Origin of the sequence: Dactylosporangium sp. CA-233914, from assembly GCF_050942935.1 — a bacterium.
Taxonomy (GTDB): domain Bacteria; phylum Actinomycetota; class Actinomycetes; order Mycobacteriales; family Micromonosporaceae; genus Dactylosporangium.
Genome location: NZ_CP192030.1, coordinates 8,700,852 through 8,716,004 on the forward strand (window position 1 = coordinate 8,700,852; position 15,153 = coordinate 8,716,004).

Consider the following 15,153-nt stretch of genomic DNA (forward strand, 5'->3'; position numbering starts at 1 on the left):
CGATCGTGCAGTTTCGATTACTCGGCGCAGTCGAGGCCGACGTCGCCGGCCGCCCGATCAAGCTCGGCTGGCGGCAGGAGCGCTGCCTGCTCGCCCTGCTCCTGCTCGAGGGCGGCCGCCCGATCCACAACGAGCGGCTCGCCGAGCTGATCTGGGAGGGCGAGCCGCCCCCGGACCCGCGGGCGGCCCTGCAGGTGGTCGTGGCCCGGCTGCGCGGACACCTCAACGCCGCCGACGCGGCCGGGCACGGGGTGCGCCTGGTGACCAAGGGCGACAGCTACGCCCTGGAGGTCGCGCCGGAGCAGGTCGACGTGGCCCGGTTCAGGATGCTGGTGGCCCGGGCCCGCACCAGCGAGCACCCCGACCGTGCCGCCGCCTTCCTGCGCACCGCCCTGCGGCTGTGGCGTGGCCCGGCCCTGGCCGACGTGGCCGGCCCCTGGTTACGCCGGCGGGTCACCGACCCGCTCGACGAGCTGCGCCTGGCCGCCACCGAGGAGCTCATGGACGTGGAGCTGGCCGCCGGGCGCCACCACGAGCGCATCGCCGAGCTGACGCAGCTCGTCGCCGAGCACCCGCTGCGGGAGCGCCTGCGGGGCCAGCTCATGATCGCCCTGCACCGCGAGGGCCGCCGGGTCGCCGCCCTCGACTCCTACGAGCAGCTGCGCCGCACCCTGCGCGAGTCGTTCGGCCTGGAGCCCGGCGCCCAGCTGCGCGAGCTGCACGGCCAGATCCTGCGCTCCGACCCGCAGACCGAGGCCGCGCCCCGCGATCCGGTGCCCCCGGTGGCCGTGCCGCAGCCGCCGATGGCCCTGTCCGCGCGCCCGCCCACCCCGGCCGAGCTGCCCGCGGACGTGCCCGGCTTCGTCGGGCGCGACGAGGAGCTGGCCCGGCTCGACGCGATGCTGCCCGAGGCCGCGTCCGGCGGCGGGCCGGTCGTCATCACCGCGATCGCAGGCACCGCCGGCGTCGGCAAGACCGCCCTCGCCGTGCACTGGGCCCACCGGGTCGCCGCCCGGTTCCCCGACGGCCAGCTCTACGTGAACCTGCACGGCTACGCCTCCTTCGACCGGCCGGTCCCGCCGATCGAGGCCCTCGGCGGGCTGCTGCGCTCGCTGGGGCTGCGCGAGGACCGGGTGCCGGACGACCTGGACGCGGCCTCCGCGCTGTACCGCTCGATGCTGGCCAGCCGCCGCGTCCTGCTCTTCCTCGACAACGCCCGCTCGGTCGAGCAGGTCCGCCCGCTGCTGCCCGGCGGCCAGGGCTGCCTCGTCGTCGTCACCAGCCGGGACCGGCTGACCGGCCTGGTCGCGCACGACGGCGCCCGCCGCATCACGCTCGACATCCTCCCGCCGGAGCAGGCGCGAGCCCTGCTGAGCGACATGCTCGGCGCGGACCGGGTCGCCGCCGAGCCGGAGGCCGCCGCCGAGCTCGCCGCCGCCTGCGCCTACCTGCCGCTGGCCCTGCGCATCAGCGCCGCCGACCTCACCAACCACCCCCACCGCGGCCTCGCCGCCCACGTCGCCCAGCTGCGCGCCGCCGACCCGCTCACGGCCCTGGCCGTCGACGGCGAGCGGGCCGTGCTCAGCGCGCTGGAGGTCTCCTACCGCTCCGTGCCCGCCGACGCCCAGCGCCTCTTCCGCCTGCTGGGCGTGGCCCCCGGCACCGACTTCACCGCGGCCGCGGCCGGCGCGCTGGCGGGCCGGCCGAGCGCCGAGGCGGAAGCGCTGCTGGACCGCCTGGCCGCCGCCCACCTGGTCGTCGAGTCCGCGCCGGACCGCTTCACGTTCCACGACCTGCTGCGCTCCTACGCCCGCGCCCGCAGCACCGGCGACGACCCGGCGCAGGAGCGCGAGACGGCGCTGCGGCGCATCTACGACTGGTACCTCGGCAGCGTCGACGCCGCCGCGCGGCAGCTCTATCCGCAGCTGGTTCGCCTGCCGTACGGCGAAAGCTCCGCCGCCGGCGAGTTCTGCGGCACCGCCCAGGCCCGCGCCTGGCTGGACGCCGAGCGCCAGAACCTGGTCGCCATGGTCCGCCAGGCGGTCGCCGACGGCTACCCGGAGATGGCCTGGCGCCTGGCCGACGCCCTGCGCGGTTTCCTGTCGCAGGGCGGTCACCTGTTCGCCTGGCAGGCGGTCAGCCGCGCGGGCCTGGCCGCCGCGGAGATGTACGCCGACGTCAACGGCCAGGCCGCGATGCTCATCGGCCTCGCGCACGCCAACCAGTGGCTGTGCCGCCACGACGAGGCCGTGGAGTCGCTGCGCTCGGCCATCCGCCTGGCCGGGGCCGGCGGCTGGTTCGAGGGCCTGGCCTGCGCCCGCAACAACCTCGGGATCTTCTACGACGAGCTGGGCCGCCCGGACGACGCCCTGGAGCAGCACACGAAGGCGATCGCCCTGGCCCGCGAGCACGGCTCGACCCACCTGCTGGTCGCGTTCCTGGACTCCCTCGGCCACCACCATCACGTGACCGGCCGCCTGGTCGAGGCGATGCGGTGCTTCGACGAGAGCCTGCGCATGGCCAAGCCGCTGGGCGAGGCGGCCCGCACGACCGCCTACCTGCTGGAGTCCCTGGCCGGCACGTACCACGCGATGGGCCGCCTCCAGGATGCCCTCACCCGCGCGGAGCAGGCCCTGACCCTGTGCCGCGAGGTCGGCAACCGCTTCCACGAGACGACGATCCTGTCGCTGCTGGCCGCCATCCACAACGACCTGGGCCACCACGACCACGCCCTGGACCTGGCCACGACGGCGGTGGCCGCGGCGCGGGACCTGGAGGGCAGCTACGGCACGGCCCAGGCCCTGATCGCCCTGGCCGACGCGAGCCGCGGCGTGGGCCGGCCCCACCGCGCGGCCGAGCTGTACGGCGAGGCGAGCGCCCTGCTCAGCGACGTGGGAACGGCATACCACCGCGCCGCCGCGTCGATCGGCCTGGCGGGCGCCCTGCACGACCTGGACCGGCTGGACACGGCGCTGGAGCACGCGCAGCGGGCACTACGCCTGACCGAGCGCAGCGGCTTCCGGCTGCTGCAGAGCCAGGCCCTGACGACGATCGCCGAGATCCACCTGACCCGGGGCGACCGCCCGCGCGCGCTGCGGGCGGCCCGCCAGGCGGCGCAGGCCCACCACGCCAGCGGCAGCCGCACCGCCGAGATCCGGACCCAGACCGCGCTGGCCCGCGCCCAGGTAGTGGAGTCCTCCCCCTGACGCGTGGAGTCCTCCCCCTGGACCCCCTCAGCGCCGGTTGCTGGCCCGCTGTCCGAGCACCATGAGCGCCGCCCCGATGACCGCCGCGACGACCCCCAGGACGGCGTAGACGGCCGTGAGCATCCAGGAGGTCGGCTCGTGCCCGATCTCGACCCGCACGGCGATCCCGGCCAGCACGGCAAGCACGAGGAAGCCGATCCCGGTCGGCCGCGCCCACGTCATCACGGGACCAGTACACCACCCGGGCGCAACCCCGGCCGGGCCCGCGGCGCGGCGGGCTCGGCCGGGGCGGCCGCGGGTCTATTCGAAGCGCAGGCCCTCCGGGCGCATCAGGCGGAACAGCGGCGGCAGGCTCGCGGCCGTCACCAGCAGGACGACCGCCGCCGAGATGGCGGCGACGATCCCCACGCCCGGCCAGTCCAGGCGGACCTCGACCGCCACGATGCGCAGCAACGCCGCGCCCAGCGCGACGCCCATCGCCGCGGCGACGACCAGGCCCAGCAGCACGGGCAGGGCCGTCTGCCACAGGATCGACCACGCCATCGTGGCGCGGCGGGTGCCGAAGGCCACCAGCGCGGCCAGCGTCCGCCGGCGTTCGCGCAGCTGCTCGACCGTGCCGACCAGCAGGCTCAGGCCGACCAGGACCAGCACGACCGTCGCGCCCGCGAACAGGCCCCGGCGGATGCTCGCGAAGGTCTTGTCGGTCGCGTGCGAGGCCAGGATGCTCACGTTCGTCGTCGGGCCGATGCGCATGGCCGCGTTGCGCAGATGCTCGGCCGCGTCCGGGTTGCCCGGGTCCAGGCCCACGAGGGTGAGGTAGACCCCGGCCGTCCACGACGGCGGGGCCGCGGACGGGGTCAGCAGCAGGCCGTCGTGGTCCATGCCGTACGCGTCGCGGTGCTCCCTGGCCGTCTTGAGCTGCCCAGGCACGGTCCAGCGCAGGCCCGGGTCGCCCTCGTCCCCGCCGGAGCCCTTGTCGATGACGATCGGCTTGCCGGCGAGGGCCGTGGTGTCCGGGCCGGCCATGTTCGGCTGGGCGAACGAGGCCGGGTCGACCGCGAACGCGTCGCCGTCGGCGCAGCCGGGCAGGGTCGCCAGCATCCGCAGCGTCTCGCAGTCGGCCACGACGATCTCGAAGAAGTCGGCTCCGGAGCCGGGATCGAGAGGGCCGTCGTCCACGCGGGCGTAGTTCTGGCGATACGTGTGCACCGCCGTCACCCCGGACGTCTTGGCGAGCTCCGCGGCGATGTCGGCCGGGCCCTGCACCGGGCTCAGCCGGCTCTGGTTGACCATGACCATGGCCTGGGCCTCGGCGACGTCCTGCTTCGTCGCGGTGGTGTTCTCGGCCAGGGCGGCGGCGAAGAGCATCTGCAGCGCGATCGTGCCGGCCGCGGCGACGGCGACCGCGTTGACGGCCCGCAGGGCGCTGTCGCCGGTGAGCTGCAGGCGGCGCACCGCGATCTGCCAGGCGACCGGGCCACCGGCGCCGAGGCGGGCGACCAGGCGGTCGAAGAGCCAGGGCACCAGGGTCGCGACGCCGAGCAGGAGCAGGATCATGCCGGCGGCGGCCTGCCACACGTTGAAGCGGTGCGCCTTGTCGCCGATGAGCGGCACGATCAGGGCGGCGCCGACGAGCGGCAGCAGGACGCGCCACCAGATGCGCCGCTTGGCCCGCGCGGTGGCCCGGCGGACCACGCCGAGCGGCTCGACGACGACCCGGCGCAGGGCCAGCAGGGTCATGAGCAGCGCCGCGAGGGGCACGGCGACGACGATGAGGGCCGCAAGTGCCGGGGCGGGGTGGATGTCGGAGGCGTACACACTGATGTCCGACAGCTCGAACCGCTCGGCGAAGCCGCGACCCGCGTAGAAGACCGCGAGGCCGAGGAGCACGCCGAGCGCCGCGCTGACCACCGCCTCGCCGGCGGCGATCCGGCGGGTCATCCACGTGTCGGCGCCGACGAGCCGGACCGCGGCGAGCCGCCGGTCGCGCTGCTCGCCGCCGAAGCGGGTGGCGGCCGCGACGAACATGGCCACCGGCATGAGCAGGACGACGAAGATGACCACGACGAGCAGCAGCAGGATCGGCGGGAGCGGATCGTCCCTGCTCGCCGAGCCGTAGTAGGACAGCCGCTGCACCCTCGAGTCGGACTCTGTCAGGTCGTCGCGGGTGCCGTAGAAATACAGCTCGTTGGGGCCGGACAGGCCCGCCTTGGCGATGGTGCCGGCGATCGGCTGCGGGTATCGCTGCCGCAGCAGGGCGCCCCCGGGCGTGGCGAACAGGTCCCGCAGCGCCGGGGAGACGACGATCGAGCCGTCCGGCGGCAGCGCGGACACTCCCGGCGGCAGGATCGGGCGGGCGCCCTCGGCGTGCAGGAACCGGCCGGTCACCGAGCGGTCGCGGTAGACGTCGTCGACCCGCAGCATGAGAAGGGTCGATTCGGTCCTCGGTGGCGTGTCGCCGGTGAAGTGCAGGTCGTCGCGGCCGTCGGTGCGGTGGTGGCGGCCGTCGAGGATGCTGGGGACGGAGACCGACAGCAGTAGGACCGCCACCCCCAGGCCGACGCCCAGCGCGGTCAGCGCGGTGCGCAGCAGCCCCTCCCGGCCGCCGCCGAGCGCGAGCCGCGCGCCGAGGCCGACCTCCGACAGCCAGCGGCGCAGCGGGCCTGGGCGGCCGTGGGCGCGGGGCGAGGTCATCGGGCCCGCTCCAGGTCCAGGGCGCGGCCGTCGCGCACGACGATCTCGCGGTCGGAGTAGGCGGCGACGCGGGGCTCGTGGGTGACGAGCACGACGGCGGCGCCGCTCTCCCGGGCCGCGGCGGTGAACAGGCGCATGACCCGCTCGCCGTTGAGCGAGTCGAGCGCGCCGGTCGGCTCGTCGGCGAAGACCACGCGGGCGCCGGTGACCAGCGCGCGAGCGACCGCGACCCGCTGGCCCTGGCCGCCGGAGACCTCGCCGGGGCGCTTCTGGGCCACGTCGTCGATCTCCAGCCGGTCGAGCCAGTCGCGGGCGCGCTGCTCGGCGTCGCGGCGGCGCACGCCGTCCAGGCGCAGCGGCAGGGCGACGTTCTCCAGGCAGGTGAGCTCCGGCACGAGCTGGCCGAACTGGAACACGAAGCCGAACTCGCCCCGGCGCAGGGCGCTGCGGCGGGCGTCGGAGAGGGCGGAGAGCTCCTGGTCGCGATACAGCACCCGGCCGGAGTCGGGCCGGATGATCCCGGCGAGGCAGTGCAGCATCGTGGACTTGCCCGAGCCCGAGGGCCCCATCACCGCGACAACCTCGCCGGCCGCGACCGACATCGAGGCCCCGGCCAGCGCGGGCGTCGACCCGAACGTCTTGTGCAGGTCCTCGGCAGCAAGCAATGCGGTCATCGCCGGACGTCCTTCGCCAGGTCGTCGAGGCGCGCGGCGGTGAGTTCCAGCCAGCGCAGGTCGGCCTCGAGGTGGAACAGGGCGTGGTCGCAGATGAGCTGGTCGGACAGGTCGCCGGCGGCCTTGCGGCGGGTCAGCTCGCGCATCAGCCGCAGGTGCTCGGCCCGCTGGGTGTCGAGCACGTCGGCGGCCGCGCGGCCAGTAAACAGGGCGAGCACGACCTTCATGTAGAGGGTGCTCTGCAGATACGGCTCGGGCTTCTCCGGCTGGGCGAGCCAGTGCTCGACGTCGGCGACCCCCGCGTCGGTGATCGCGTAGCGCTTGCGGTCGGGGCCCTCGCCCGACTCGACGCTGTCGACGGTGACCAGGCCGTGCTTGAGCAGCCGGGACAGGGTCGCGTAGACCTGACCGTAGGCGAGCGGGCGATCGGCGCCGAAGCGCTCGTCATAGGCCCGCTTCAGGTCGTAGCCGTGGCGGGGCCGGGCCTCGAGCAGCCCCAGGAACGCTTGACCGATGGACATGCCAAGCACTCTACACGACAGGTATACATGCCGTGTATACCTGTCGTGTAGAGCGTCTGAGCTGCGGCGTCGCTACAGGTCGAGCGTCTTGCGGTACGACTCCTCCAGCTCCGCCCATCCGTAGGCGAGCGCGCCCTGACCGCGGACCGGCGGGTGCGGCGTGCCGTCGAGGTCGAGCTGCATGACCCGCACGCACTGGTGCCAGCCGGCGGCGACCTTGGGCACGAAGTCGCGGTCGGCGAGCGTGTGCCACAGCGTCAGGCGGGTCGCGTCGCCACTGGGCTCCAGCTCCCAGCGAAGACGATCTTCTCCCCAGGTGTACTCCAGCAGCCTCGGCGGCCGCACCGCAAGGATCTCGGCGGGCAGCGGATGCGGGGTCTCCCCGTCGATCATCGACAGCACCGCGGGCCCGGTCCGCTCCAGCGGGCGGTCGGCGGTGTAGGGCGCCCAGCGCGCGAGCGCCTCGGGCTCGGTCAGCATCCGCCAGACGCGCTCCGGCGGGTGTCGCAGATCGCGGACGAAGCGCAGCGTCCAGCGACCGTCCTTTGCGGCGGTGTAGGCGACCTCGGCGGCCGGACCGGGATCAAACATGTCCCCTCCTCGCTATATGCCTGCCAAGGAATATACGGCACCGATGGCGTACGCCAGTCGTAGGAGCGTTTGTGCCAACCCGCGCCCTCCAGTGTGGCCCAGGTCACATCAGGGACGTTATGTCCTTTTCACGCGGCTTGTCGGCCGCTAGGTTCGCCGGAACACACCGCAATCACCCCGTATTCCCCCCTTTTGCCCCGACCGGAAGGAGCCTCGTGCGCCTGCCTGCCCTCCCGTTCTCCCGGCGCGCCCGCCTGGCGGCCGTGGCGGCGATCATTGCCGTGCCCGCCATCACGCTGCCGATCGTCTTCTCGGGCCGTGACGGCCACGTGCCCGGCGTGCCCGGCACCGGCGGCGCCGACAGCGCGTACGCCTTCCCGGCCACCCCGGACCACATCCCCGACACGCCGGTGCGCGTGAACCAGGTCGGCTACCTGCCCGACGGCCCGAAGCGTGCCACCGTCATCTCCGACTCGACGACGCCGCTGCCGTGGCAGCTCAAGGACAACGCCGGCAAGGTCGTCGCCGCGGGCGAGTCCCAGCCCCGGGGCATGGACCCGAGCTCCGGGCAGAACACGCACGTCGTGGACTTCAGCTCCTACCACGGCACGGGCCACACCTACACCCTCGAGGTCGACGGCAAGGCCAGCGTCCCCTTCGACCTCGATCCGTTGGCGTACCGCCAGCTCAGCGTCGACTCGCTGTCGTTCTTCTACCTCCAGCGCAGCGGCATCGCCATCGACAACAACATCGCACCCGGCTACGGGCGCAAGGCCGGTCACACCGCCGACACACCGGGCGGCGGCGACAGCAAGGTCCCGTGCGTCAACGGCGCCTGCGACTACACCCTCGACGTCACCGGCGGCTGGTACGACGCCGGCGACCAGGGCAAGTACGTCGTCAACGGCGGCATCTCCGTCGCCCAGCTCATGAGCATCTACGAGCGCTCCCCGAAGGCGTCGCAGGCCCGCGCCCTGCGCCTGCCCGAGCAGGGCGGCAAGACTCCTGACGTGCTCGACGAGGCCCGCTGGGAGCTCGACTTCCTCACGAAGATGCAGGTCCCGGCCGGGCAGCCGCTGGCCGGCATGGCCCACCACAAGGTGCACGACGCCGGCTGGACCGGGCTGCCGACCGACCCGGCCGCCGACACCCAGCAGCGGCAGCTGCACGCCCCGTCGACCGCCGCGACCCTGAACCTGGCCGCCGCGGCGGCCCAGGGCGCCCGCGTGTTCGAATCCTACGACAAGGCGTACGCGCAGAAGCTGCTCAACGTCGCGAAGACCGCGTACGCGGCGGCGCTCGCGCACCCGAGCATGTACGCGCCGGACTCCGACTCCACCGGCGGCGGCGCCTACGGCGACACCAACGTCACCGACGAGTTCTACTGGGCCGCCGCGGAGCTGTTCCTCACCACCGGCGAGCAGCAGTACGCCACGGCCGTCACGAGCTCCCCGCTGCACAAGGCCGACGTCTTCGCCGCGCCGTTCGACTGGCAGAACACGGCGGCCCTGGGCCGGCTCGACCTCGCCACGGTCGACAGCAAGCTCACGGACCGCGACCGGGTGCGGCAGTCCGTCGTCGACGGCGCCGAGCGGTACCTCAAGACCATGGACGGCCAGGCGTACGGCCAGCCGTACGCGCCGAACGCCGGCTACGACTGGGCCTCCAACAGCATGATCCTCAACAACCTCGCCGTGGTCGCCACCGCGTTCGACCTCACCGGCAAGGCGAAGTACCGCGACGGCGTGGAGTCGGGCATGGACTACATCCTCGGCCGCAACGCGCTGAACCAGTCCTACGTCACCGGCTACGGCGAGAAGGCGTCCAAGAACCAGCACAGCCGCTGGTACGCCCACCAGCTCGACCCGAAGCTGCCGAACCCGCCGCGCGGCACCCTCGCCGGCGGCCCGAACTCGAACCTGCAGGACGAGGTCGCCAGCGCCGCCCTGAAGGGCTGCAAGCCGCAGCTGTGCTACATGGACGACATCCAGTCCTGGTCGACCAACGAGCTGACCATCAACTGGAACGCCTCCCTGGCGTGGATCTCGTCGTTCGTGGCCGATCAGACGTCAACTACCCGCCCATGAATGGGCGGGCTTGCGGATCACTGCCTTGCTGGCTGCAAGGTCAGGCCGCGTGTGGGCGATTGACTGCGCCCCAGCCCACGACACCGCGTGCAGCGATGTTGAGGGCCGCATTGTGATCGGCGTGGGCAACGACCCCGCACGATCGACAGTTGAACGCTTCCTGGTCAGGGCGGTTCCGTTTGTCCCGATACCCGCAGGCTGCGCAGGTCTGGGAGGTGTACCGGGGGTCGACTTCGACCAGCGGTACACCCGCCCGGCGGGCCTTGTAGACAAGGAACTCGCCGAGTTGGTGGAACGCCCACGAGTGCAGCGTGACCCGTTGGGGCTTTTTCAGCCGGACCCGGTCGCGGATCCCCGTCAGCTTCTCGACGGCGATCCCGCGGCCGGTGCGTGCAGCCTCGGTCACGATGCGCTTGGCGATGCGATGATTGACGTTCGCGGCGTGCCGCGCTTCCTTCTTGCGGCGGCGGGTCAGCAGCCGCTTCGCCGACTTGGTGTCCTTGGCCTGCAACCGCGTCCTGAGCCGCTGCTGACGGCGACGGTAGCCGTTGAGCTTCGTGCCTGCGTAGCGGGTGCCGTCGGAGTCGTAGGCGATGTTGACGATGCCCATGTCAACACCGAGGAACCCGGTCGGGTCGAGCAGCTCCGGGTCGGGGATCTCGACGGTGGCGTAGAGGAACCACATGCCGTCGCGGTGCACAAGGTCGGACTCACCGATCGGGTGGGCGGCGACCGCCTTGACCTGGTTCGGGGAGCCGGTGAACGCCATCGTCTTGAGTCGCCCGTTGATGGTCCAGATGGAGACGGTGCGGGCGTCGTGCTGCCACGACAGCATCCGCGCGTCGTACGGCTGCGCGGCATCCCAGCGGAAGCTGATCGGGTTCGACTCGGCGGCACGGCGGCGCTTCGACCCGGGCTTGCCGAGGTTCCCCGCCTTGATGTTCGCCGCGAGGGTCTTGTAGGCGTCGGCGACCTTCTTGATGACGTGCTGGGCGGCCTGCGCACCGAGCGCATAGCCGTCCTTGACGTCGTGGTAGGTGTGCCGCCGCAGGTCGTAGTTGCGGTAGCAGCGAACGTCCCGCGCCAGCACGGCCACGTCCGAGGCTGCGGCGTTGCAGGCGCGCAGGCTCGTCTCCAGCGCCGCCGCCTGTTCAGACGTCGGCAGGAGCTTCACCTGTACGACCAGCTTCACACCACCATCGTACCATTTGGTCTATGTCACCTCGATGGACCCCAGACCCGGATGTGCGTCGGGGTCGCTCGGTCGTGCACAACCTGCATGCGCACTTGGTCTTCACCACGAAGTACCGGCGCGGCGCACTCACCGACCCGATCCTCACCCGCTGCCAGGAGATCATGGCCGACGTCTGCCGCGACTTCGGCGCCGAACTGCGCGAGTTCAACGGCGAAGACGACCACGTCCACCTGCTGGTCCACTACCCGCCGAGCGTCGCCCTGTCAAAGCTCGTCAACTCCCTCAAAGGCGTGTCCTCCCGCTACCTGCGGCAGGAGTTCGCCGGACACCTGCGCAAGTACCTGTGGGGCGAACACCTGTGGTCGCCGTCGTACTTCGCCGGGTCATGCGGCGGCGCGCCCCTCGCAGTGGTCAAGGAGTACATCGAAAACCAGAAACGTCCCGGTCCGTGACGGCGTTCCTCCCGGCCCTGAAGGGCCGGGGTTCCCGCCGTACCAACTGCTGAAAATCCACAGTGGAGTGGGGCGGCGGCCATCCGTCGCCCCATTCCGCGTCCCGGGCCGCCTTGTAGCGCGGCCCCTCCCGCTTGGACACCAGCACCGGCCCGACGCCGGTGTCGCCGTGGCAGACCTGCAGGGTGACGAGCCCCTTGCGGAACGCGGGATGCCGCACGATCCGGCCCGGCGCCGGCGCGGCGTCGCGGACCGCGGCGACGAAGGTGTACTTCTCGTCCTCGTAGCCCAGGCTCGCGTCCTTGAGGCGCCGGTGCAGCGCCGAGCGGTTGACCCGGGCGGCGAAGTGGCACCAGTCCCGGCCCCGCATCCCGCACCCCAGCTGGTGCGGGCACGGGGCGGCGATGTGCCAGCCGGCCTCGATCAGCTGGTCGCGGGCGGCGAGCATCCGGCGGTACCCCGGCGGCGTCCCGGGCTCGATCAGCACCACGGCCACGGCCGCCGCCTCGCTCGCCGCGGCCACCAGCTCCCGCTGCCGCTGCTCGTCCAGCTCGGTCAGGATGTAGGAGGCGGTGACGAGGTCGGCGGCGGGCACCGGCTCGCCGAGCCGCCACGGCTGCCACCGGAACCCCTCGCGCCTGGCGATGCGCTCGCCGAGCTTGAGCACCTCCGGCACCTGGTCCAGCACCGTGGCCGGGATCGGGCCGTAGACGTCGCGGACCGCCCAGGCCGCCGCGCCGGTGCCGCCGCCGAGATCGGTGTGGCTGCGCGGGGCGATCGGCGACAGCTGCCCGAGCGCGGCGGTCACCGCGGCGTGGGTGGCCGGCATGCGGTACGCCGCGTAGGCCGTCGCGTCCACCATGCCGCGCAGCAGCGGCTCGTCGGCGGGGCGGCCGCCGCGGTAGTCGGCGATGAGCCGCTGCACCGACTCCGCCAGCCGGGCCGGCGGCACATCCGCCAGCGCCTCGTCGAGCGCCTCCCGCAGCTCAGGCATGCCGCCACAACCGTCGCAGCACGAGCAGCGTCGCGACGCCGGCGACGACGATCGCGGCCAGGTTGATCAGCAGCTGCAGGGCGGAGCCGCCGGCCTCGTGCGGCACCCCGTAGGCCAGCGCGACCGCGATGTTGGCCGCCGCCGGCACGGTCGTCACCGAGATCAGCACGCCGATCAGCGGCCCGGCCTTCGCCGAGGTCAGCGACAGCATCCCGGCGATGCCGGCGAAGAACCCGACCACCCACGACAGCGCGTCGGGCCGCCAGATGAAGTCGGTCAGCGGCCGCTCCCGCAGCAGCATCCCCTCGTCGACCAGGCCGAGCGCGTCCAGCCCGAGCGTGGTGAGGATGGTCAGCACGATCCCGACCGGGAAGCCGACGCCGAGCGCGAGCAGCGCCCGGCGGATCGAGCGGCCGCGGCCGCGCACGATCCCGACGCACAGCGCCGCCAGCGGCCCGAACTCGGGACCGACGACCATCGCGCCGACGATGAGGATCGGCTGGTCGAGCAGGACCCCGATGCCGGCGATGACGGTGGCGATCGCGAGCATCGCCAGGAACGTGCCCGACAGCTCGGTCTCCTCGCCGGTCTTGTGCTCGATCTCGTCCCACACCACCGCGTCCCCGCCCAGGCCCGGCACGGCGTCGGCGGCGCGCTCGGCGGTGCGGGACAGGGCCACGTCGACGTGCTCGATGGCGATCGAGCCGCGCTCGTGGAGGCCGAGGCCGCGCAGCGCGGCGAGGACCGGGCTGCCGGCCTCGCGCACCACGTCGGCGAGCACGACATCGCCGGCCGGTTGCCGCGCCGCGCCCGCCAGCACGACGACGTTGGTGGCCCCGGCCTCGTCCTTCAGCAGCCCGACGACGCGCTCGGTATCGGCGGGCGGGCTGATCAACCTCAAGTGCAGCACCCGATCATTTTGTACCCATCGAACCCGGCCTCCACCGTGCCCTCCCCGTGGGTCAGGCCCGGCAGCGCCCGCTCCAGCTCGGCCAGGCGGGCCGCCGGGACCGTGCCGCCGACGGTGAACCTCGCCCCGGCGACGTCCGGCGGCTCCGGGACCGCGCCGAACCTCGGCAACGCGCCGAGCGTGGCCGTGAGCGCGTCCGCCGGGCCCTCGATCGCGAAGCGCCGCACCGGCTCGCACACCACCGTGCCGGCCTCGCGCAGGGCCCGTCCGAGCAGCTCGGGGACGAGGCGGCGGTAGTCCGCGGCGGTGGTGACCGGGGATTGGTACCCGCACCGCGTGACCGTGACCCGGGCGTCGCTGACGTCCCAGCCGTGCAGGCCGCCGCGGGCGAAGGCGTCGCGGACGTAGCGCTCGATCGCGTCGCGGAAGGCCTGGGCGGTCTTGTACACGTACATCGGGATGTGCTCCAGCGGCACCGCGACCCGCACGTCGATGCCCTCGCCGGGTTCGACCCGCAGTTCCAGGGTCGCCAGGTGGGGGTTGCCGTCGCGGCCCCGGACCGCGCCGGCCCGCGCCGTGCCGGCGGGGCGTTCCAGCAGCAGCGTGACGGTCTCGCCGAAGGTGACCTCGAGGTCGTACTCCTCCTTGAGCGTGTCGCGGATGACCTCCTTCTGGACCTCGCCGTACAGCGAGACCTTGAGCTCCTGGCGCTCCTCGTCGAGGCGGAGGTTGATCAGCGGGTCCTGTTCCGCCAGGCGGGTCAGGGCCCGGTGCAGGTCGCTGCGTTGTCCGCGGTCCACCGGCTCGACCGTGGCCTGCATGGTCGGCGGGGCGAAGACCGGTTCGACGCGTTTGCCGGTTCCGAGCGTGTCGCCGATTCGTACCGCTCTCAGGCCGTACACCTTGCCGATCTCGCCCGGTCCGATGTGTTCCCTTCGACCGTCGTCGATCGCCGTCACCTTCTCCTCGCCGATTCGGTGGCGGACCCGCAGTGTGCCCTCGAATACGCGGACGTAAGCGGCGTGATCCCGGTCGACCTTGAATACGGTGGCGCGGAGGGCTGCGCCGGCGTTGCGCTTCGCCTTCGGCAGGTTCTCGGCGATGCCTCGCGTGAGTTCGGCCATGCCTTCGCCGGTGATGGCGGAGCCCTTGTACGCGGGCAGGATGACGTTCTTTGCCGTGAGATTCCTTACAGTTTTTTCGGGATATGCCCGATTATTGATGTATGCGGCCAAGGCCGCGCCGTCGTGGTCGGCCAGGGCCTCCGCGCAGTCGCGCCACATCGGCACGGCGTCGCCGATCTGCCCGATCACGCGGTCGGGGTCGGCTCCGGCCCGGTCGGTCTTGTTGACGAACACGAGCGTCGGCACCCGCAGGCGGCGCAGCGTGCGCAGCAGCAACCGGGTCTGGGCCTGCACGCCCTCGACGGCCGAGACGACGAGCACGGCGCCGTCGAGCACGCGCAGGGCCCGCTCCACCTCGGCGATGAAGTCGGGGTGGCCGGGCGTGTCGATGAGGTTGACGGTGAGCGTACCGATGCCGAACGTGGCGACGGCGGTCTTGATGGTGATGCCGCGGCGGCGCTCCTGCTCCAGCGTGTCGGTCTGGGTGCTGCCGGCATCGACGCTGCCGAGGCGCTCGATCGCGCCGGCGTCGAACAGGAGGCGCTCGGTCAGGCTGGTCTTACCGGCGTCGACGTGCGCGACGATGCCGAGGTTGAGGATGCTCAAGACGGGTCAGGTCCTTCAGAGGCGAGGTGGACAGCGGCCGGGACGTGACACGAACTCGCATGACCCCTCCTCGTGCTCGATGACCTGACGATGCGAATG

Annotated in this window: 12 protein-coding genes; 3 read left to right on the forward strand and 9 right to left on the reverse strand. The window is 72.8% G+C overall.

Annotated features, from left to right (window positions below; genetic code table 11):
* Positions 1 to 5: 5 nt before the first annotated feature.
* The gene (locus tag ACQPY0_RS38890) at positions 6 to 3,206 is read left to right on the forward strand and encodes an AfsR/SARP family transcriptional regulator (RefSeq protein ID WP_432972616.1); all 3,201 of its coding nucleotides are present in this window, start codon (positions 6 to 8) and stop codon (positions 3,204 to 3,206) included.
* Positions 3,207 to 3,233: 27 nt separating this feature from the next.
* On the opposite strand, the gene ACQPY0_RS38895 is transcribed toward ACQPY0_RS38890, so the two are convergent.
* The 5 genes from ACQPY0_RS38895 to ACQPY0_RS38915 all read right to left on the reverse strand — a co-directional run bounded on the left by ACQPY0_RS38895 (position 3,234) and on the right by ACQPY0_RS38915 (position 7,686).
* Positions 3,234 to 3,431, reverse strand: a complete 198-nt coding sequence (locus tag ACQPY0_RS38895) for a hypothetical protein (protein ID WP_432972619.1) — start codon at positions 3,429 to 3,431, stop codon at positions 3,234 to 3,236.
* A 75-nt stretch (positions 3,432 to 3,506) separates the two neighbouring features.
* Positions 3,507 to 5,900, reverse strand: a complete 2,394-nt coding sequence (locus ACQPY0_RS38900) for an FtsX-like permease family protein (RefSeq protein WP_432972622.1) — start codon at positions 5,898 to 5,900, stop codon at positions 3,507 to 3,509.
* Positions 5,897 to 6,574: an ABC transporter ATP-binding protein gene (locus ACQPY0_RS38905; protein WP_432972625.1), complete on the reverse strand. Its 678-nt coding sequence runs from the start codon at positions 6,572 to 6,574 to the stop codon at positions 5,897 to 5,899. The genes ACQPY0_RS38900 and ACQPY0_RS38905 overlap by 4 nt, the downstream gene beginning before the upstream one ends.
* Positions 6,571 to 7,095 (reverse strand): PadR family transcriptional regulator, encoded by a 525-nt coding sequence (locus ACQPY0_RS38910; RefSeq protein WP_432972628.1) that lies wholly within the window; start codon positions 7,093 to 7,095, stop codon positions 6,571 to 6,573. The genes ACQPY0_RS38905 and ACQPY0_RS38910 overlap by 4 nt, the downstream gene beginning before the upstream one ends.
* Positions 7,096 to 7,167: 72 nt before the next feature.
* The gene (locus tag ACQPY0_RS38915; RefSeq protein WP_432972631.1) at positions 7,168 to 7,686 is read right to left on the reverse strand and encodes an SRPBCC family protein; all 519 of its coding nucleotides are present in this window, start codon (positions 7,684 to 7,686) and stop codon (positions 7,168 to 7,170) included.
* Positions 7,687 to 7,901: 215 nt separating this feature from the next.
* Between ACQPY0_RS38915 and ACQPY0_RS38920 the strand changes: the two genes are divergently transcribed.
* The gene (locus tag ACQPY0_RS38920; protein ID WP_432972634.1) at positions 7,902 to 9,773 is read left to right on the forward strand and encodes a glycoside hydrolase family 9 protein; all 1,872 of its coding nucleotides are present in this window, start codon (positions 7,902 to 7,904) and stop codon (positions 9,771 to 9,773) included.
* 40 nt (positions 9,774 to 9,813) lie between these two features.
* On the opposite strand, the gene ACQPY0_RS38925 is transcribed toward ACQPY0_RS38920, so the two are convergent.
* Positions 9,814 to 10,965: an RNA-guided endonuclease InsQ/TnpB family protein gene (locus tag ACQPY0_RS38925; RefSeq protein ID WP_432972637.1), complete on the reverse strand. Its 1,152-nt coding sequence runs from the start codon at positions 10,963 to 10,965 to the stop codon at positions 9,814 to 9,816.
* Positions 10,966 to 10,988: 23 nt separating this feature from the next.
* Here ACQPY0_RS38925 and tnpA point away from each other — a divergent pair, with 23 nt between their 5' ends.
* Positions 10,989 to 11,420, forward strand: a complete 432-nt coding sequence (gene tnpA / locus ACQPY0_RS38930) for an IS200/IS605 family transposase (protein WP_432972640.1) — start codon at positions 10,989 to 10,991, stop codon at positions 11,418 to 11,420.
* Here tnpA and ACQPY0_RS38935 read toward each other — a convergent pair.
* The 3 genes from ACQPY0_RS38935 to ACQPY0_RS38945 are packed head-to-tail and all read right to left on the reverse strand — an operon-like array spanning position 11,380 to position 15,054.
* Complete coding sequence (locus ACQPY0_RS38935) at positions 11,380 to 12,414, reverse strand: small ribosomal subunit Rsm22 family protein (protein ID WP_432972643.1); 1,035 nt, start codon at positions 12,412 to 12,414, stop codon at positions 11,380 to 11,382. The two genes, tnpA and ACQPY0_RS38935, sit on opposite strands and share 41 nt — an antisense overlap.
* Positions 12,407 to 13,324, reverse strand: coding sequence for a DUF389 domain-containing protein (locus ACQPY0_RS38940; protein ID WP_432972646.1), 918 nt, complete (start codon positions 13,322 to 13,324; stop codon positions 12,407 to 12,409). The genes ACQPY0_RS38935 and ACQPY0_RS38940 overlap by 8 nt, the downstream gene beginning before the upstream one ends.
* Positions 13,312 to 15,054: a GTP-binding protein gene (locus ACQPY0_RS38945; RefSeq protein WP_432972649.1), complete on the reverse strand. Its 1,743-nt coding sequence runs from the start codon at positions 15,052 to 15,054 to the stop codon at positions 13,312 to 13,314. The genes ACQPY0_RS38940 and ACQPY0_RS38945 overlap by 13 nt, the downstream gene beginning before the upstream one ends.
* Positions 15,055 to 15,153: the final 99 nt, after the last annotated feature.